Origin of the sequence: Streptomyces sp. P9-2B-2 (assembly GCF_030406865.1) — a bacterium.
Classification (GTDB): Bacteria; Actinomycetota; Actinomycetes; order Streptomycetales; family Streptomycetaceae; genus Streptomyces; species Streptomyces platensis.
On record NZ_CP129126.1, the window covers coordinates 700152 to 718258 of the forward strand.

Sequence of the window (18107 nt, forward strand, 5' to 3'; positions counted from 1 at the left end):
GGGGTCCGGGGTCCGGCGGTGGTCCAAGGTGTGAGGTGGGAGCATCCGCTGCACCGGCCGCATGTCCGGCTCCACCAATCCGCTGAAAGGCAGTTGCGCGATGGGACACGTCACGCAGGACTCTTGGGACGCCCATTACGGAGAAGGGCGTTCCTTCCGGCCGCTCGACGACGCCGAAGTCACCCTGCTCCGTGCACTGGTCCCCGCCCCGCCAGACGGCGGCCATGCCCTGGACGTGGGCTGTGGCCTGGGCGAACTCGCCCGGCACCTCGCGACCGCCGGCTACACCGTCGATGCCCTCGACCACGCCTCCGCCGCCCTCACCATCGCCGAACAGACGCCACCGGCATCCGGCACGGTGCGCTTCGTACGGTGCGACATCGAGCGGGACTCCCTCGACGCACTGCACTCCTCGTACGACCTGATCGCCTTCCGGCTGAGCTACGCCTTCATCGGCGACCGCACCCGCGTCCTGCGCCGGCTGGGCGAACGGCTGAGCCCCGGCGGCGCGGTCGTGGTCATCACCCCGGTCGCTGCAGAGGTGCCTGCCGACCGCCGCGGCATCGCGCTCGACGAGGAGGAGATCGCCCTGCTGTCCGCCGGATGGCACACGGCCGAACGGCATGACGCCGCAGGGCTGGCGTTCCTCGTACTGCGTGACCCCGTCGCGGGCCCGGTGACCTATCGGGGCAAGGGGCGGCCGTCACCGCACGCGTTGACCGGTGCGGGCGTCGTGGTGACCGATGCAGCGGGTCATGTGCTGCTGGGCAGGTCCCGGAAGGGGACATGGGAGCTGCCCGGCGGCAAGAACGACGCCGGCGAATCGTTCGCGGAGGCCGCCGTGCGGGAGCTGGAAGAGGAGACCGGGCTGACGGCGAGGGCAGCCGATGCGCGGGTGTTGGCGATCCTGATGGACGCCGTGGACGGTATGCCGCGGGTGACCGCCGCGGTGCGCGTCGTCGACTTCCGCGGCGAACCGGCCGTGCGGGAGCCGGATCTCATCCACCGCTGGGAGTGGCACGACACCGCCGATCTCCCCACTCTTGCCGCCGACCTGTTCACGCCCAGCGCCCATGTCCTGAATGTCGTCTGGCCCGGACTCCTGCCCGACCTGCCGCCCGTCCACCGGTACCCCCTGGCATAGCGTGCACGCGGGTGGAGGCCGGGGCCCGCGAAACCCGAGTCCCGGCAGGGCAGCCCTGCAACTGCCCCGGCCGACGGCTCGATGCGGGTCGATGGATCGCGGGCGATACGTCACACCCGGGCGCGTGCCATGACCGTACGATCGGTGACCACGACGAGCAGTCCCAGGACGCTGACCGCGACCATGGCCAGGGCGATCAGGTGCAGACGGTGGTCGTTGACCTCACTGTGGAACACGACGGAGATCAGCGCGGACGAGGCGATCGAGCCGAGGAAGCCGAACGTCCGGAACAGCCCCGCGGCGGTACCGATCTCACCGGCTCCGACCTGGGTGTACAGGGTGGTCTGGTTGGCGCTGATGGTGGTGCCCAGAGTGATCCCGAAGACCAGGGTGATGGCCACGATCCAGACGGTCGGGGTGCTCGCCGTGAGCGCGAGCACCCCGGCCGAGGCGGCCAGACAGGACACCGCCGCGAGGATCAGCGGCATACGGACCAGGTTCCGTTGCGAGATCGGCCGGGCGATCAGGGCGGAGAGCGCACTCATGGGCAGCAGGAGCAGTCCGGCCTCCTCGGAGGACATGCTCCGGCCGGCCTGGAGCCACTGGGTGAGGCCGTAGAGGACGGTGTAGACGCACAGCCCCGCCAACGCGAAGCGCAGGTAGGTGCGGGTGAGCGCCGGATTCCTGGCCAGCAGGCGCACATCGAAGAACGGCCGGCGCGCCCGTAGTTCCCACCACACGAGCCCCGCGCCGATGACGACGGCCAGGCCGAGAACGGACCAGTCGGTCTGCGGGAGTCCCGTCAAGAACACCAGTAGTGCTGCGATGGCCCCGCCGAAGCCGATGATGCCCACCACGTCGAGGCGTGCGGCGAGCTGCCGAAGTGTGCTCGGCCCCGCGACCGGCGGGTCCGCGGGAATCCAGCAGGCGGCCATGGCAAGGGTCAGGAGGGCGAAGGGGAGGTTGATGAGGAATGTGGTCCGCCACCCCCAGGCGTCGACCAGCACACCGCCGATCGGGAGGCCGAGGGCGGAGGTGGCCGCACCGGCGATCATCAGGCCGCCGAGGACGCCGCCGGGCGGTGCGCCCAGCCCGGCCGCCTCCGCCCGGCGGCGGATGAGCAGCATCGCGGAGGGATAGACGGCGGAGCTGCCCACCCCGATGAGCACCCGGGCCACGATCAAGGCGGTCAGGTCCTCCCCCAGTCCGCCCACGACCCCGCCCGCCAGCACGATCAGGACGCCGGTCAGGAACACCCGGCGCGGCCCGAACTCCTCCGCCAGTTTTCCGCCCACCGGCTGGGCGATCGCGCAGGCCAGGTAGAGCGCCGACACCAGCACCGCGGTCCGCCCCACCGGGACATGGACGGCAGCCGCGATCGGCAGCAGCGCGGTCGCGATGAGCGAGGTATTGATCGCGTTGATCGCCGATCCCGTGAACAGCGGCGTCACGAACCGCCACGAGAACGCGGGCGCGGTGTGGGAGGTGGCGGGCGGCACCGGCGCCGCCGTCACAGGTGCTCGCCCAGCCGCTCGATCAGCGGCGCCGCCGCCCGCAGGGTCTCCAGCTCGGCACGGGTGAACCCGCCGGTGGCCAGTGCCTCCGCCAGCTGCTCGGCCCGGACGCCGCGCCGCTCCCGCAGCGCCCGCTGCCCGGCCTCGGTCACCGATATGACCACCCGCCGGCGGTCAGCGGGATCGGGGCGGCGCTCCACCAACCCGCGCTGCCCGAGCCCGGCGAGCGTCATCCCCATCGCCTGCGGGGTGATCTGCTCGGCCCTGGCCAGCTCGCTCGTCGTGGCCGACTCGGCCCGTTCCAGGCGCGACAGGACCGATACCTCGGGCAAGGTGAGTTCGCCCTCGACGGGTTGGCGAAGCCGCCGAACGAGCAGCCCCAGGCTCGCCTGGAGCGCCGAACTCACCGCGCTCACATCGGGATTGCTGATAGGAAAGCTAGCTTTCATAGTTGAGACCCTACTGCTTGACGGTCCCGGACGGGCCGACGAACGGGCTCAGCCGTCCGCGCGCCGGTCGTCCGGGGGCTCGCCGGACGAGCAGTAGCCGTGCCCGCGCCTCAGCCGATATGAAGGGGACTGCCGCGCCGAACGGGGGACTCTATGCGACTGCGCGTCATGGTGTTCGACGAAACCAACTCACGCTATTCCGAACGTCATTACGTTCACCAAGCCTTGAAGCCGCACCTGTTCGGGGCGCCCGGGGAACCGGTCGACCGTGTCCGGCGCTGGTTTCAGGCGGACGACCAGGTGTTCGGCCGCCTGGTGGAGGTCCGTACCGAACCCGGCACCCCCACCGGGGAGTTCTTCGATGAGGTGTTGCGGGCCACCTACGCGGCCGGCCGGTCCTGGCTCCCGCCGGCGGTGGGCCGGCAGGTACGCGAAAGGATGCAGGCCGATGCACAGCGGCAACTTGAGGAATGGCGGGCTGAAATGCCCCCGGATCGGGCCGAGTTGTTGGCACAGCTCTGTGCGTATCGGGGAGGCCCCTACACGCTGCCGGGAGACCACGGCACGCTGCGTACCCTCCGGTTGACGGATATGGCGGGCGAGCATCTGCTGGGCGCGGAGACGGTGGCACAGACAGGTCTCGTCGACGGCGACGCGGTGCTGCTGGACGTCGTGCGGGAGACCTTCCGGGACGCCCTCATGATGGGCGTCCCGGACCCCGAGAAGATGTTCTCGCTGCTACAGGTCGCGGCCACCACGGAGCGCGTCACCGCGTCCGCGCGGTTGTGGGGTGTGCTGCTCTACACCGAGGCCGACACCGAGATCGCCACGTATGTGCGCACCCACTTCGATGAGCTCAACGGCCTGACCGGGCCGCAGTTGGGCATCCTGGTGCTGGAGCGCCCCACCAGTTGGTCCAGCGCCCGTCGTTACTGGCGGCAGACCCTGGAACCGCCGCTGTTCCGGGCCTTCTCCGCACTGCGCTGGCTGGCCTGGCAGCCCTACGACAAGCATCGCTGTCACGACATCGCCCGCGCGTTGCACATCCCGCCCTCCCAGCTGCCGTGCCTGGCGTTGTTCCGCGGCGCCGACACCACCCAGCGGCTGGTCTTCCCCATTCAGGACACGTCACCGGCCGCCTTCCGCCGCCTCTTCGGGGCGATCACGGAGGTCATCGGCACCACCGAGCCCAACGAAGCCCCGGCGGCGTCTTGGTGGCCCCACCAGGAGCCGAGCGTTTCCGGTACGCGCCCCCGGTACCGGCCACAGCACACCGCCGACCCGGACGCGGCCGCCCGAGAGGCCGTCGCAACGCTGCACGCCCTGAACAAGGGGCCACCACCCCACGATCAAGCAGCGTTCGAGAAGGCCCGCGCAGCCGAGCAGCGCATCCTCGCCGCCTTACGGACCGGAGGCGACGACGCCGGGCAGTACGAGCTGCGCGGGCACAACGTCGTGCTCATCTCTCACTCAGGAGGCTCCATGACCGAGAACTTCACCTTCCACGGGCAGACCACCTTCATCAACCGTCCGGTCGACACGGTCATCCGCGACTTCCAGAACACCCATGCAAGCGTCCCGCACGAGGAGGACCTCGCCGCCCTCCTGCGTGCGGTGCTTGCCGCCCCACTGAACGAGGCGGACCGGGAACAGGCGGCACACACCGTCGTTCAGGTGGCCGACGACCTCGCCGTCCCCGACCCCGACGCCGCGAGGAACCGGCTCACGACGCTCCGCACCGCCCTCACCGGAGCGGCCGGAATCGCCCAGCCCGCCTTGGACATCATCAGCAGAATCCTGCCGCTCCTGGGGTCCTGATTTGTTCTTGGCCTGCCGGCCGGAGCCGGGTCAGTCGCGGTCCACTCCGGCAGCGAAACGGCGTGCCGTACGCCGGCCCGCATAGCGCTCCTTGCGGTTGTCGGCCTTCACCATCTGCTGCCGCTCCTTGATGCAGGCGCGGACATTGCACCCCGCACAGCAGGTGTGGCCGAACAGCAGCACGCCGGGGTGTTCCCACCGGCAGCGGGTGTCGGGGTCCTCCTGCGTCGGGTGCGGCGGCAGGTCACAGGCACCGTAGCGGTGGTCGTGGACCGGCCGGGGGCGGTGTTCCCCGTGGCGCACCCACAGCGGCTTCGTCTTGTCCGTACGGGACATCTCGTTCCTTCCGGAACCGCCGCCCGTGCTCCCGGACTTTCCGGGCGGGCGGCTGGGTTCGGAATGTCACGGCGACCCCCTCCTTCCTTTGTCCACAGCACCTGCCGGGCGGAATCCGGCGCCCCATCTGGTGGTGATGTCCCGCTGAATGCATCCGGAGCCACCACGCTTTCAAGGGTTCGGTGCGGACGGCACTTTAGGGCACGATCCGCGGGAACGACATCTCTTTTTCGGGCTTCGACGCGGGCGTCAGCGCGGGCGTCAGCGTAGGCGAGCTACCGGCTCTAGCGGCCGAGCGCCTTGCGCAACTCTTCCTTGTTCATGTGGGAGCGGCCGTCGATGTGCTTCTTCTTGGCCTCCTCGTACAGCTGGTCCTTCGTCGGGCCCTGCGGCCCGCTGCGGGAGCGTTCGCCGCCGCGCTGGGAGGCGGATTTGGGGTCGCGGGTGGAGACCTTTCCGGCGGACTGCGCCTCACCGGAGCGGGCGCGTTCCTTGTTCACGGTGCGTGCCGCGATCTCCTTGGCGCGCCTTTCCGAGACCCCGTGCTCCAGCGCGTTCGCCTTGATGTGCTCGTACTGCCGCTCTCGCTTTTTGTCCGAACCTGCCGGCATGATGCCGCTCCTTGTCGAATGGGGCGTCTTGCCTGTGCCGAAGGCCGCCTACCCACAGCCGGGCGCGTCCACCGGCAGTGGCCGTGCATCTCCCACTCCACTGCCAACGGGCGCGGTGCGCGACACGGGAGAGCCGACCAGGCAGCGTCCGCGCAGCCAGATGGTGGAGGCGGGGCGGCAGGGAGCGCTCATGTGCTGGACAGGCTCCGGCGGCGCCACCAGCGAGCTTTGCCCGAGCGGTCGCGGGGCGCCGGCGGCCGCTGGGCGGGCGGGGGAGGCGGTCGGACCGTAGCGTGAAGGGGCGGAGCCGGCGGCGCGGAGAAGGGCAGGGAGACGGCGGCGATGGCCGGGATCAATTACGCGGCGCTGTTCGCCGCCACGCCGAGCCCCTACCTGGTACTGGGGCCGGACCTGGTGATCGTGGAAGTCAACCAGGCCTACCTGGACGCGACCCGGCGCACCAGGGACGACCTGATCGGGCGGCATATCTTCGACGCCTTCCCGGACAACCCCGCCGATCCCGAGGCCGACGGCGTACGGAACCTGAACGCCTCGCTGCACCGGGTCCTGACCTCGCGTGAGCCCGACACGATGGCCCTCCAGAAGTACGACATCCCGCTCATGGGCCGGCCCGGGGTGTTCGAAGAGCGCTGGTGGTCGCCGGTGAATACGCCCATCCCGGGGCCGGACGGGTCGGTGGCGTGGGTCATTCACCGGGTCGAGGATGTGACCGCGTTCGTCCAGGCCCGGGCCGGTGGCGACCGGCCGGCGACCGGGCAGCTCACCGAGCGTGAGGCTCTGGAGGCCGAGCTGTACGCCAGGGCGCGCGAGCTCCAGCGGCTGAACGAGGAGCTGCGCCAGGCCCACACCCGTGAGCGCCAGGTGGCCGTCACCCTCCAGGAGGCCATGCTCCAGTCACCGGATCTGGCCCGGCACCGGGAAGTCGCGGTGCGCTATCTGCCCGCCGCCGGATCGCTGAATGTGTGCGGCGACTGGTACGACATGGTCGACCTGCCCGACGGTCGCTTCGCGGTGGCCGTCGGCGATGTCGTCGGGCACGGTCTGGAGGCCGCCGCGGCGATGGGCATGCTGCGCAGCGCCCTGAGCGCCGCGATCCGCGCCCTGGAGCGGCCCGCGCAGGCGCTGGAGGTGCTGGGGCTGTACGCCCGGTCGGTCGAGGGGGCGCTGAACACCACCGCCGTCAAAGCGCTGGTGGATCCCCGCAGCCGCCTGATCATCTACAGCAACGCGGGGCATCCGCCCCCGGTGCTGGTCCACGCGGACGGCAGCTATGACCTGCTGGACCAGGCCACCGACCCGCCCTTGGGCGCCCGGCCGCAGCACGTCCCCCGCCCCCAGGCCGGTCTGGCCTATTACCCCGGGGACACCCTCGTGCTGTACACCGATGGGCTGATCGAACGCCGTGATGAGGACATCGACGCCGGTCTCTCCCGGCTGGCCGAGGCCCTCAGCAGCTTCCGGGCCCTGAGCCCGGAACGGCTGGCCGACGCGCTGCTCGCCCACCTCGGTCTCACCGGTGGCGCCCGCGACGACATCGCCTTGATCATCACCCGGTTGTGACGGCCCCCCGCCGCGGGCGGCACGGCCGCGGCGCACGGCGACGTCGCAGGTGAGGCGGGTCAGCGGTCGGCGATGTCCTCACGGAGGCCGTCGGAGAACTCCCACCACGACAGGGGGAGCCAGTCGCCGTTCACAAAGGCATCGACAGTCGCACCACGACCACGGACCGTAACCGTGGTACCGGGCGGATAGGTGGTGCCGGACAGTCCGGGCACCGGGACGAGCAAGGTCCCGAGTCGCTGCGCTGCCACGTGTCGCCCTCCTCATTCGCTGCTCGGTGCGACATTGCGATACCAGAAAGTGGATATTCCCCTTCACATTAGCGGCTTGCCCCGCCCAGCAGACCGGAGAATCATGACTGATAGCTCACGTCAAAGGGGTGGGAAATCCATGCGCACTCTTCGCTGAGCGGGAGGTGGCAGCAATGAAAGCCGTCGTCTACAAAGGACCGTTCTCAGTAGCGGTCGAGACTGTCGACAAGCCCGGCATCCAGCATCCCAACGAGGCGATCATACGGGTCACCTCCACCGCGATCTGCGGCTCGGACCTGCATATGTACGAGGGGCGTACGGCAGCCGAGCCCGGCATCGTCTTCGGGCACGAGAACATGGGAATCATCGAGGAACTCGGCCAGGGCGTCACCTCCCTCAAGGAGGGCGACCGGGTGGTCATGCCCTTCAATGTCGCCTGCGGATTCTGCGACAATTGCGTCGAGGGATTCACCGGATTCTGCCAGACCGTCAATCCCGGATTTGCGGGCGGCGCTTACGGCTATGTCGCCATGGGCCCCTGGTCGGGCGGCCAGGCCGAATATCTGCGGGTGCCCTACGCCGACTTCAACTGCCTGAAGCTGCCACCGGGAAACGAGCACGAGAGCGATTTCATCCTGCTCGCCGACATCTTCCCCACCGGCTACCACGGCTGTGAACTCGCCCAGGTACGCCCCGGGGAGAAGGTCGCGGTGTACGGCGGCGGACCGGTCGGGCTGATGGCCGCCTACTCGGCACTGCTGCGCGGCGCGAGCAAGGTCTTCGTCGTGGACCGGGTACCCGAGCGGCTGGCAAAGGCCGAGGAGATCGGCGCGGTGCCCATCAACTTCGCCGAGGGCGACCCGGTGCAGCAGATCAAGGACCAGACCGAGGGCGTCGGCACGGACAAGGGCGTGGACGCCGTCGGCTACCAGGCGATGGCACACGGCGCGGCACGCGAGGAGCCGGCGACCGTACTGAACTCGCTCGTCGACACGGTCCGCGCCACCGGTGCCCTCGGCGTACCCGGCCTGTACGTCCCGGCGGACCCGGGCGGCCCGGACGAGCAGGCGAAGCGGGGCATGCTGCTGGTGTCGATCGGCAAGCTCTTCGAGAAGGGCCTGCGGATGGGTACGGGGCAGTGCAACGTGAAGCGCTACAACCGGTTCCTGCGCGACATGATCATCGAGGGCCGGGCGAAGCCGAGCTTCGTGGTCTCGCATGACCTGCCCCTGGACCAGGCCCCCTCGGCGTACGACAAGTTCGACAAGCGCATCGAGGGGTACACCAAGGTCGTCCTGCATCCATAGACAGCGGGATGAGGGTGCCGCGGTCCTTCGTCACCCGGAACGACCGCCCGAGCAGCGCGTTGCCCGCCGTCGCCCCGAGCGCGACCACGACATCGGGGTCGACGAGGTGCAGTTCGGCGGTCAGCCTTGAACAGCGACTTTCCACGGGAACAGCGACGGGTCCCGCCACGCGGTGCGGCGTCGAGCCATCGTCCGAGCAGCTGTCCGCCGGTTGAGGCGTAAGTCGCCTACTGGCCCTGCTCGGTAATCATCTTGAGCATGGCCTGGGCTGTGTTGTTTTCGGAGTCGATGCCGTGGACCTCGGCACCTTCAAAAGCGGCGGGCTCGGCGCTGCGGGCGAACATGGCCCGCTCGTACTCGGTGAGCGCGGCCTCGATGTCGTCGGGGTGCGCGGCGAGGGCCTTGCCGAGTTCGGAGCCGTCGAGCATGGCCAGGTTGGCGCCTTCGCCGTTCGGGGCCGCGAGGTGGGCGGCGTCGCCGAGCAGGGTCACCCCCGGTACCCGGACCCACCGGTGTTCGGTCGGCAGAGCGTAGTGGGGGCGCAGGACCGGCGCGATGTCGCCGTCGGTGATCAGGGCGGTGAGTTCCGGTGCCCAGCCGTCGAACTCTGCCGCGATCCGTGCGGTCGCCGCGGCGGCATCGGTGAAATCGATGGCGGCGAACCAGTCCTGCGGCTTGGACAGCGCCACGTAGGCGTGCAGGGTGTCGCCGCTTTCCCGGTGGGCGAAGATCTCCTTGCCCGGTGCGGGCGCGATCATCGACCCGCCGCCAACCGCTTTCGCGGCGGCCGGGTGCCGGGTGTCGGCGTCGAACAGATAGGTCTCGACGAACGACGTGCCGACGTACTCAGGTGTGGCATCAGAGAGCAGCGGCCGGACGCGCGACCACGCGCCGTCCGCGCCGACCAGCAGGTTCGTGACGACGGTGCTGCCCTCGGCGAACGTCACCTCATGGCGGCCCTCGCCGAGGACACGGGTGCCGCTGACCTTGCACCCCCACCGAACGGTGTCGGCCGGGAGCGAGTCGAGCAGGATCCGCCGCAGCTCTCCGCGCTGCACCTCGGGGCGGCCGCCCGTGCCGTCGTCGGCCATCTCGTGCAGGACGGTCCCGTCCGACTCGACGAGCCGCATCGCCTGACGGCCCTCGATGACGATGGCGTGGAACGCGTCCATCAGACCTGCCGCGTTGAGGGCGAGCTGCCCGTTGTAGTCATGGATGTCGAGCATCCCGCCCTGCGTACGTGCTGCCGGAGAGGACTCGGCTTCGTAGACCGTGACCGGGATTCCGTGGACGTGCAGGACACGGGCCAGTGTGAGCCCGCCGAGTCCGGCGCCGATGACCGTGACAGGAGTGTGCATGGTGGCTCCTCGGGGTCGGGGCCGCCCAGTGATCTCCGGCGGCCGATACCGGGAAGGTGTCAGGCCCCGCCGACATGCCGTCGACAGCGGTCCGACAGGCCCCGATAGATGACCGACGCCCACCCGGAAGGGCGTTCAGCCCGGCGTCCGGATGGATCACCGCCCGGAACGGACCGTTTGCTCATCCGTTCCGGGCGGTCGGTACATGCCGCGTCGAGGGCGTAACTCCCCCCTCGCGCGCCTTACTTCACGTCGAGGAAGTCACCCGTGGAGGTCACCGACGGGGTCGTCGAGGTACCGGCGAAGGTGTAGCGCCAGGTGCCGTCGGCGGACGCCTTGACGGTGGTCTTCAGGTTGCCGCGGCTGTCCGACGTGACGGTCTTGACCGTGCTGTAGCTGCTGGCGCCCGTCTTGCGGAACTGGAGCTGTACGGGCTGCTGGGTGTAGCCCGCGTAGGTGTCGGTGTCCCAGTTGGCGCGGGTCAGGGCGCCGGTGACCGTGACGGTCTTGCCCTTTGCCACCGGCTCGGGCGAGGCGTTGGTGGTCAGCCGGGAGGCACGCTTGACCCAGGAGGACTTGTAGGTGTCCTTGGTGACGTAGTCGCCGTCCTTGCCCACCGCGGAGGCGAACACATGCCACCGGCCGGCGAGTATGTTGCCGTAGACGGTGGACTCCGGGTCGGCGACGAGAGTGACCGAGCAGGTGGCGGTCGTGGCGTTGACCGTCTTGCAGGTGCCGTGGTCGACGGCCGGGGTCATGGCGCCGTCGACACCGTCCTTCAGGTCGGTGCCGTGCCACAGGAACGCGTAGCCGTCGTAGATGCCGGCCGGGTCGGTGGCGGTCACCGAGACGGTGTACGTCTTCTTCAGGCTGGTGCCGACGACGATGTCCTTGCCGCCGTTGACGGTGACGTTTCCGCAGACCAGACCCGGGAGAGATGTGAATGGTTGTACATCTGGGTGGAGTTTCCGTGAACACCTCTCGGGAGGGGGAAGGGCGGGCGACAGCGCCCTTCCCCGGCCCGCGCCTCCCCTGAGGGCGATTAACCGCGCCTCGTCCTAGTCCTCATGCCCCGCAGGCGGCATCGCCGTGCCGCCCCGGCAGCCGGTGAAGGTGGCGTTCGGGCAGAAGGCGTCGAAGCCCATTTCGAATCGGGCGAAGGCTTGCCAGGCGGCCTTCCGGACCACGGTGTATTCGGCGCTGGTCAGCAGGCCGCCCTTCATTGCCTTGAAGGCGCGCAGGATGGCGTCCCGTGCGACGAGGAAGGAGGGGTTCTTCGGTGTGAGCTTCAGACCGTCGACGACGGCCTGCCATGTCACCTGGTAGCCCCGTTCCTTGTTGTGGAGCGCGGTGGTGACCTTGCGGGTCAGTTCCATGAGGGCCGCGCACCAGATCTCACCGACGTCGTGGACCTCCTGGTAGGTCAGATCGCTGTTGCCGGCGCCCGCGACTTCTCCCGGCCCCTTGCCGATGTCTCCGAAGGCGCCGGGGTAGTCCGAGTCGTAGGGCCGCTGCCGGATGCCCTCCGGCTGGTTGACGACCCAGTTGCCGACTACGGCGCGCTCTTGGGTGTTCGAGAAGTTCCTGGTGGTGAGGGCGAAGTAGTCGCCCCAGCCCTCGCCCATCGCGACCGACTGGTCCTCCTCCAGTCCGTTCGCGTCGAACAGACCCCCGACGAGACGGTTCGACACCCCGTGGCAGAACTCGTGGAGAACGACATCGAAGTCGTCGGCCGTGTGGCGGCCGGTGCCGGTGACCAGGCCCATGTTCATCACGGCTTCCAGGCCGTCGGCGCGGGTGGCCATGTTGGCCGTCCCGAACACCGCTCCCGGGTGCGCGAGGGCCCGGACCGGGTCCGCCCCCTGGCCCAGGCCCGTGATGTTGGTGGTCTGGAAGTTGCCCTGGTCCTCCGTGAAGCCGAGCATCATGAAGAGGTCGTGGGCGAAATTGCAGAAGTAGAAGATGTTGGTGACGAACTGCTCGGGACTGTCCTCCGCGGGGTCGAAGAGGCTGTTGCCCGCGTCATCGACGATGACCTCGACGGGGCGGCGGGTCGTCCCGTTGAGCGCGCGGACGTTGTTGCCCTCGGTCGACACCTTCCCGTGGTGCGTCTCCGCCCAGGGCAACGGGAAACCGGCGGGCAGTCCGCTGGGGACCGCGGTCGGATAGCCGTCCGTGGGGAGCGGGAACGGGACGGTGTCAAAGGTGCTTTCGGCCGGGTTGCGCTGGAAGACCCGTCCGGCGACCGCGTGCCGGACCGTGTCGTAGAAGTAGAGGATCTCGGGCTCGTCCGGGTTCTGCGTCCGGTCGTCGGCCTCGACGAAGGCGTGGTACTGAGCGGCCAGTTTCTCCCGGGAGAAGGTGAACATCCAGGTGAGGCGGGCATCGTCGCCCATGTACAGGTAGACGAGCCGGGCCGGGATGGCTTCCTCGAACGGTCCCTTGCCGAACGTCATCGGCTGGTCGTTCCGCGCCTGGTGCGACAGCCGCTCGAAGCCGGCCGATATGTCGAGCCGCGGGAGTTCGTCGTCGCCGAAGACTCCGCGGAGCGTGGTCGGCTCGGCGGCCTTCGCGGCCGACACCCGCAGCGCCACCTCGGCCGGGACGGTCGGCCTGGACGGCAGGTTCGCCGGTGCGCTCACCGTGTCGCCGATGACCCGGTCGACCGTGCCGTCCTCGTACAGCCACACCTTCGGCGCCATGGCCCATACCTCGATGCCGTTGAGCACCTGCTGGAGGCTCACGACGCGCAGGCCCTCGCTCGTCGTCATCACATTCGGATCGGCCTCGAACTCCGCCGGCTCACCGGCCGCGAAGCCGATCGCCTCGGCGACCGAGGTGACGTACCGCTTGGCCTGGGCGATATAGCCGGTGTCGGGTATCGGCACCGACTCGTCCAGGCCGGTGACTGCGGGAGCGCCGGCCACCCGTAGCTCCGTCAGATGGCCCGTGAAGCGGTTCACCTTGCTGCGGTCCGCCACGAGGGTGTGATCGACCGCTGCCGCCACACGTTCGGTGTGGTCGAGGAAGGCATCGGCTTCGGCGACACTGGCCAAGCGGTCGTAGTTCTTGTTCCGCTTGTCGATCATTACGCTCATGGCGTGCTCCTTGTGCGGGTTCAGAGGCCCGCGAGCGTGAGTGCCGCCGCCGCGACCGTGCGGGCGATCCCGGCGGCGTAGTCCGTGTCGTGGTCCTCGTCGAGGAGGGTGTCGCCCGGCAGGTGGTACTGCCGGGTGCCGGTCGCGGGCGCCGTGTCGTCGAAGAAGTTCTCGCAGACGGCGGCGGCTGCCCAACCGCGTTCATGGAAGCTCGCGTGATCGCTCCGTCCGGCGGCCGGGTCGCTCGCGCCCGCGAGGGACTGGAGCGAGAAGTCGGCTGCGAGCGCCGGGGCGGCCTGGGCGACGAGTCCGCCGAGCGCGTCGGAGGCGCCGACGACCGGGCCGGGGACCGACGAGCCGGTGTGGATTTCCATCGTGCGGGTACCGCCCCGGAAGCCCGCGATCATGTCCATCTGGAACACGCCGACGATCCGGTCCCCGGCCGCGGCCGCCGCGCGCGCATAGGCCTTGCTGCCGACCATGCCCTGCTCCTCGGCGTTGAAGAGGACGAAGCGCAGCGTCCGGGCCGGGGCCCTGCCGTCGGCGATCATCGTGCTCAGGCACTCGGCCGCGGCCAGCACCGCCGCCGTACCGCTCCCGTCGTCGTCGGCGCCGGGCGCCGGGTCATGGGCGGGGTCGTAGGGCCGCGGCCGGCCGCTGCTGTCGAAGAACTCGCCCCTGGACGCGGTCGAATCGAGATGTGCGGTGACGAGTACGGCGGAGTCCGCTCCCGCGACGGGGAACTCCGCCTCGACGTTGGAGAGCCGGCGCCCGTGCCACGAGAACTCCTGCCGTCGGACCGTGAGGCCGAGCTCGTGGAGCCGGCGGGCGAGTGCGCTGACGACGCGGGGGTTGTCCGGACTCGACGCGTCGCGGCTGCGTACCGTCAGCGGTTCGCCCTCGACGAGCGGGTCGGCACCGGAGATACGGGCGACGTGGCCGCGCAGGGCCGCGGGGGTGACGGCCGCGCGGACCGCGGCAACGGTCTCCGCAGAGGGCACCCCGTTCGCGAACTCATCGGCGAATCCCCGGACTTGGGCTTCGCCCGGCCGGGAGAGCAGGGCCGGGTCGGGAAGCAGCCGCTCGGTGTGGCCGGGTTTCGCCTCCGCGGGGTGCAGGTCCTCGACAGGGGTGCCGGCCGCAGCGGCGATATAGACGCCGCCCGGGGCGGGGCCGAGCGGGACGATGGACGGTTCCGGCTCGTCGAGGGCGCTTGCGAGGAAGCCGAACGCCGCAGCGGCGCGCAGGGTGGCTTCCGCCGTGGCCTTGGCGGTCGACGAGACGTCCGTGAACGCCTCCGGGAGGGAAACCGGGCGGTCGTCGCGCATCAGAAAGGCCGTGGTCTCCGCCACCTGTCCCCGGAGGTCGGCCGGGAAACCGCCCTGCTCCAGCGCGTGCACGCCGCGTGCGCTCGCCATGACGAGGACGAGGTGGGGTGACGCCACATGGACCGGCACGACTTCGGCGGAGTTCGCGATCGCCTCCAGGTCGGCCAGACTCCGGTCGGCCGGTACCTCGATTCGCGCCCAGAACACCGGGCGGCCCTCGACGGCGGCGAGTGCGAAGACCGGGTGGGCGGCGGCCCGCATCCCGGCTTCGCGGGCGACTGCGCGCTCCTCGGGGGCCTCGCCCACGAAGACGCAGTCATCGGCCGGGACGCCCGCGCTCGCCACCGCGTCGTCGAAGATCCCGCGAGCGGTCTTCGCGCCCCAGTGCAGCAGACTCTCGTCCGTGAAGCGGCCCGCGAAGGCGGCCTGCAAGGCCGCTGCCGCGCGGGCGCGTGCGGCCTCCCCGGGGCCCGGGTTCGAAATAATGCCTTTGCGGAGGCCGGCCACGGCATCGAGGACTTCGAAAACGCGGGGCCTCGGGTGGAGAGTCAGGGAGCCGTCGGCTCCGATGCTCGCATCCGCGAGCGTTTCACCGATATCGAAGAACAGCACGGGCATCTGGGCGCCTCCGGAAGAGAGCGCGCCCCCGTAACGGGGCTCCGCGGTGCCCCGAAGCAAGGCCCCGTATGCGTTGGGGCGTGCAAGGCGGGTGGCGGCCGCGGCTGCGTGCGCGCCGCTACGAAATCCCCGCCTCTTCCATTGTCGGCGGGGTGCTGCCGCCGCGCATCCCGAGCGGGACGTCGGCGGCCCCGGCGTCCATGACGGCGATCCCGCCTGCCCCCTGACACCTGGTCAGACGCAGCTCCCGGAGCCCTCGCGACGACCGGGCTGACCTTCACGATCTGCCGAAATGCACTCCCCGTGCCCGCATGCAAGTCTGGTACCGGCTCATCGTTCGAGATCCGCCAGGAGGCACGATCGTGGGCAAGAAACAGAGCCGGCAAAATCGCGGTGCCCGCACCGGCGGCCATGAACGCAGCACCGTCGCCGAGGCGAAGGACAAGACGAAGTCAACGGCCCCGCAGGAGCCGGAGCAGTCGATGACGAAGCATGTGGCCCATAAGGCGCAGCGGAAGTTCGGCCACAACTGACGTTCGGCGACCGGCCGCGGCCGAGGAACGAGCGGTCCCATAGGATCGCGGTATGAACCTGTCCGGGAGAGTCTGGGGCGCCACCGGTCCCGAGCAGGAGGCGTCCTATCCCTGCGACCGCCTTGTGGCGGCCCCTGCCGAGGGGTGGACCCGCGCCGTGGAGGTAGCGGCGCCGGCCGACCATGTCTTCCGCTGGCTACGGCAGTTGACCATCGCGCCGTACAGCTATGACTGGATCGATTTCCGCGGACAGAAGAGCCCGCACACCCTGGTCGAGGGACTGCCGGAGCTCGCCGTGGGACAGCCGCTCCTCGTCTTCGAGATCGCGGGCTTCGAGACCGGCAGCCACCTCACCGGGGTGCTCCCGGCGCAGCGCGCCGCACGGCATGGGCAAATGGCGGTGAGCTACACCGTGCGCCCGCTGGAGGGCGGTGGCTGCCGTCTGGTGGTGAAGGTCGTCGCGGAGGCCAAGGGGGCACTCGCCCAGAGAATCCGCCGCAGGCTGCTCGCCTGGGGTGATCTCGTCATGATGCGCAAGCAGCTGCTGACCTTCAAGAAGCTGGCCGAACAGGGTGGCATCGCGTAGGACCCCGTTGTCCGCGTGCGGCTATCGGCCCGACACCGCCGGTGGTGGTGCATCGGGCGGGAAATCGTCCCCTTCGTACGCCGCCAGCGCGATCTGGCGCCGCTCCAGCACCTCGCCCAGGTCCTCGGGGTCCAGCTGTTCCTTCGCCAGCTTCATCCGGGCCTTGGCCTCGACGGAGGCCCATGCCTGCCGGGCGCGTTTGTTGGCCACCCGCCGGTTGTCACCCCGGAGGAAGCCGGCCCCCGCCGCACACCCCGCGGCCGTCAGCGCCACCAACGCCGCGGGAATGCGGGCGTCCGCCGAGGCCAGACCCGCCGCTCCGGATACGCCGGCGAGGAGCGCCGCCGGGAACCCCAGCGCGATATCGACCTTGGTCCAGAAGTCGGCTCTGCGGTGCGCGAGGTCCTTCTGTCGCAGCGCTTCGTCACATAACCGCTCCACCTCGGCGCGCAGCCGACCGGAGGGCTCGTTCCAGGAGGGTGACACGGGTGGTCCGGCAGCGGGAGTGGCCATATCTGGATTCCAACACAGGGGAAACACAAGGGACTTGAGCGAGCATGCACAGTCTTGCGGGGCGTCCGTGGTGGGGTCTCGACAGATCGGCCGGGACGGGGGCGGGGCCGCCTCCCTGACCGATGCCCCGGGGTTCCCGTGCGACCGGGCCCCGTGTGACTACGGTGGGGAATCCGCCGAGGTGCCACCGGCGGACGGGTGGCCGCCCTGGCGCTTCGCCGCCGCCCGGAGCCCGAGGAAAGGTTCGGACATGACGAGCGTGCACGATGCCCTGCTGGACATCACCACCCCGGACGGCGTCGCCGACGCCTGTCTCGCTCACCCCGACGACGGCACACCACACCCCGGCGTGCTGCTGTACATGGACGCGTACGGACTGCGTCCCGCGCTGAAAACAATGGCCAGGCGGCTGGCCGGGCACGGCTACACGGTGCTGGTGCCCAACGTCATGTACCGCGCCGGGCGGGCGCCCGTGGTCGACCTGCCGGACTTCATCGGCCCCGCGGAGCGGTCGGAAATCTTCGAACGGCTCTCCCCGATCATGCGGGCGCTCACCCCCGACCGGGCGATGCGGGACGCCGGGGCCTATCTCGACTGGCTGGCCGCCTCGCCCCTGGTCACCGACGGCCCGGTGGGCACCACCGGCTACTGCATGGGCGGTGTGCTCGGGATCCGCACCGCCGCGGCCTACCCCGACCGCATCGGCGCCGCGGCCTCGTTCCATGCCGGCCGCCTGGTCACCGATGCCGAGGACAGCCCGCACCGGCTCGTCGGCCGCAGCACGGCGGAGCTGTACTTCGGCCACGCCGACCACGATCACTCGATGCCGGCCGACCAGATCGCACGCCTGGAGCAGACTCTGGACGCCGACGGCGTGACCTACCGCAGCGAGCTGTACGAGGGCGCCCGCCACGGCTACACCCAGACCGACACCGCCGCGTACAACTCCGAGGCGGATCAGCGCCATTGGCGCAATCTGCTGGAGCTCTTCGGCCGCCGTCTCTGACGCGATCCTCCCGTGCGTCGAGATGGTCAACGCTTCAACCGGCCCTGGCCGACAGC

General features: G+C 70.1%; 17 protein-coding genes and 1 pseudogene. 7 read left to right on the forward strand and 11 right to left on the reverse strand.

The genetic code is table 11. The annotated features are described in order from the left end of the window. Positions 1-100: 100 nt before the first annotated feature. Complete coding sequence (locus QT196_RS03145) at positions 101-1144, forward strand: NUDIX domain-containing protein (RefSeq protein WP_168477327.1); 1044 nt, start codon at positions 101-103, stop codon at positions 1142-1144. A 110-nt stretch (positions 1145-1254) separates the two neighbouring features. Here the strand turns inward: QT196_RS03145 and QT196_RS03150 are convergent, their stop codons facing one another. Both QT196_RS03150 and QT196_RS03155 read right to left on the reverse strand, forming a co-directional pair. Beyond that, positions 1255-2658, reverse strand: coding sequence for an MFS transporter (locus QT196_RS03150; RefSeq protein ID WP_211117282.1), 1404 nt, complete (start codon positions 2656-2658; stop codon positions 1255-1257). Beyond that, on the reverse strand, positions 2655-3107 hold the full coding sequence (locus QT196_RS03155; RefSeq protein WP_168477329.1) for a MarR family transcriptional regulator: 453 nt from the start codon (positions 3105-3107) through the stop codon (positions 2655-2657). The genes QT196_RS03150 and QT196_RS03155 overlap by 4 nt, the downstream gene beginning before the upstream one ends. A 225-nt stretch (positions 3108-3332) precedes the next feature. Between QT196_RS03155 and QT196_RS03160 the strand changes: the two genes are divergently transcribed. After that, the gene (locus tag QT196_RS03160) at positions 3333-4925 is read left to right on the forward strand and encodes a hypothetical protein (protein WP_290354291.1); all 1593 of its coding nucleotides are present in this window, start codon (positions 3333-3335) and stop codon (positions 4923-4925) included. Positions 4926-4955: 30 nt separating this feature from the next. Here QT196_RS03160 and QT196_RS03165 read toward each other — a convergent pair whose 3' ends face one another. Together QT196_RS03165 and QT196_RS03170 are read right to left on the reverse strand one after the other, a co-directional pair. Further along, the gene (locus QT196_RS03165) at positions 4956-5261 is read right to left on the reverse strand and encodes a hypothetical protein (protein ID WP_168477331.1); all 306 of its coding nucleotides are present in this window, start codon (positions 5259-5261) and stop codon (positions 4956-4958) included. A gap of 284 nt (positions 5262-5545) precedes the next feature. Continuing rightward, positions 5546-5872: a plasmid stabilization protein gene (locus tag QT196_RS03170; protein ID WP_168477333.1), complete on the reverse strand. Its 327-nt coding sequence runs from the start codon at positions 5870-5872 to the stop codon at positions 5546-5548. A gap of 342 nt (positions 5873-6214) precedes the next feature. On the opposite strand from QT196_RS03170, the gene QT196_RS03175 reads away from it, so the two are divergent. After that, positions 6215-7453 (forward strand): SpoIIE family protein phosphatase, encoded by a 1239-nt coding sequence (locus tag QT196_RS03175; protein ID WP_266735107.1) that lies wholly within the window; start codon positions 6215-6217, stop codon positions 7451-7453. A gap of 59 nt (positions 7454-7512) precedes the next feature. Here QT196_RS03175 and QT196_RS03180 read toward each other — a convergent pair whose 3' ends face one another. Next, positions 7513-7704, reverse strand: a complete 192-nt coding sequence (locus QT196_RS03180) for a hypothetical protein (RefSeq protein ID WP_030931808.1) — start codon at positions 7702-7704, stop codon at positions 7513-7515. Positions 7705-7877: 173 nt separating this feature from the next. Here QT196_RS03180 and QT196_RS03185 point away from each other — a divergent pair, with 173 nt between their 5' ends. Then, complete coding sequence (locus QT196_RS03185) at positions 7878-9011, forward strand: glutathione-independent formaldehyde dehydrogenase (RefSeq protein WP_266735105.1); 1134 nt, start codon at positions 7878-7880, stop codon at positions 9009-9011. A 1-nt stretch (position 9012) separates the two neighbouring features. On the opposite strand, the pseudogene QT196_RS03190 reads toward QT196_RS03185, so the two are convergent. The 5 genes and pseudogenes from QT196_RS03190 to QT196_RS03210 form a co-directional block, all read right to left on the reverse strand. Beyond that, a pseudogene (locus QT196_RS03190) lies at positions 9013-9135 on the reverse strand (uracil-DNA glycosylase); the annotation flags it as partial. A gap of 103 nt (positions 9136-9238) precedes the next feature. Beyond that, positions 9239-10369: an NAD(P)/FAD-dependent oxidoreductase gene (locus QT196_RS03195; RefSeq protein WP_168477337.1), complete on the reverse strand. Its 1131-nt coding sequence runs from the start codon at positions 10367-10369 to the stop codon at positions 9239-9241. Positions 10370-10611: 242 nt separating this feature from the next. Beyond that, entirely contained in the window at positions 10612-11214 is a 603-nt protein-coding gene (locus QT196_RS03200; RefSeq protein WP_290354292.1) for a calcium-binding protein, read from the reverse strand. A gap of 213 nt (positions 11215-11427) precedes the next feature. Then, positions 11428-13467, reverse strand: a complete 2040-nt coding sequence (locus tag QT196_RS03205) for a M36 family metallopeptidase (RefSeq protein WP_290354293.1) — start codon at positions 13465-13467, stop codon at positions 11428-11430. A 20-nt stretch (positions 13468-13487) separates the two neighbouring features. Beyond that, on the reverse strand, positions 13488-15413 hold the full coding sequence (locus tag QT196_RS03210; RefSeq protein ID WP_290354294.1) for a M20/M25/M40 family metallo-hydrolase: 1926 nt from the start codon (positions 15411-15413) through the stop codon (positions 13488-13490). A gap of 362 nt (positions 15414-15775) precedes the next feature. On the opposite strand from QT196_RS03210, the gene QT196_RS03215 reads away from it, so the two are divergent. After that, the gene (locus tag QT196_RS03215) at positions 15776-15946 is read left to right on the forward strand and encodes a hypothetical protein (RefSeq protein ID WP_168477343.1); all 171 of its coding nucleotides are present in this window, start codon (positions 15776-15778) and stop codon (positions 15944-15946) included. A gap of 52 nt (positions 15947-15998) precedes the next feature. Further along, positions 15999-16532, forward strand: a complete 534-nt coding sequence (locus QT196_RS03220) for a hypothetical protein (RefSeq protein WP_168477345.1) — start codon at positions 15999-16001, stop codon at positions 16530-16532. 21 nt (positions 16533-16553) lie between these two features. On the opposite strand, the gene QT196_RS03225 is transcribed toward QT196_RS03220, so the two are convergent. After that, a complete protein-coding gene (locus QT196_RS03225) occupies positions 16554-17045 on the reverse strand; it encodes a hypothetical protein (RefSeq protein ID WP_168477346.1) in 492 nt (163 codons plus the stop codon). Positions 17046-17295: 250 nt separating this feature from the next. Between QT196_RS03225 and QT196_RS03230 the strand changes: the two genes are divergently transcribed. After that, positions 17296-18051, forward strand: a complete 756-nt coding sequence (locus QT196_RS03230) for a dienelactone hydrolase family protein (RefSeq protein ID WP_168477348.1) — start codon at positions 17296-17298, stop codon at positions 18049-18051. Positions 18052-18107 lie beyond the last annotated feature (56 nt).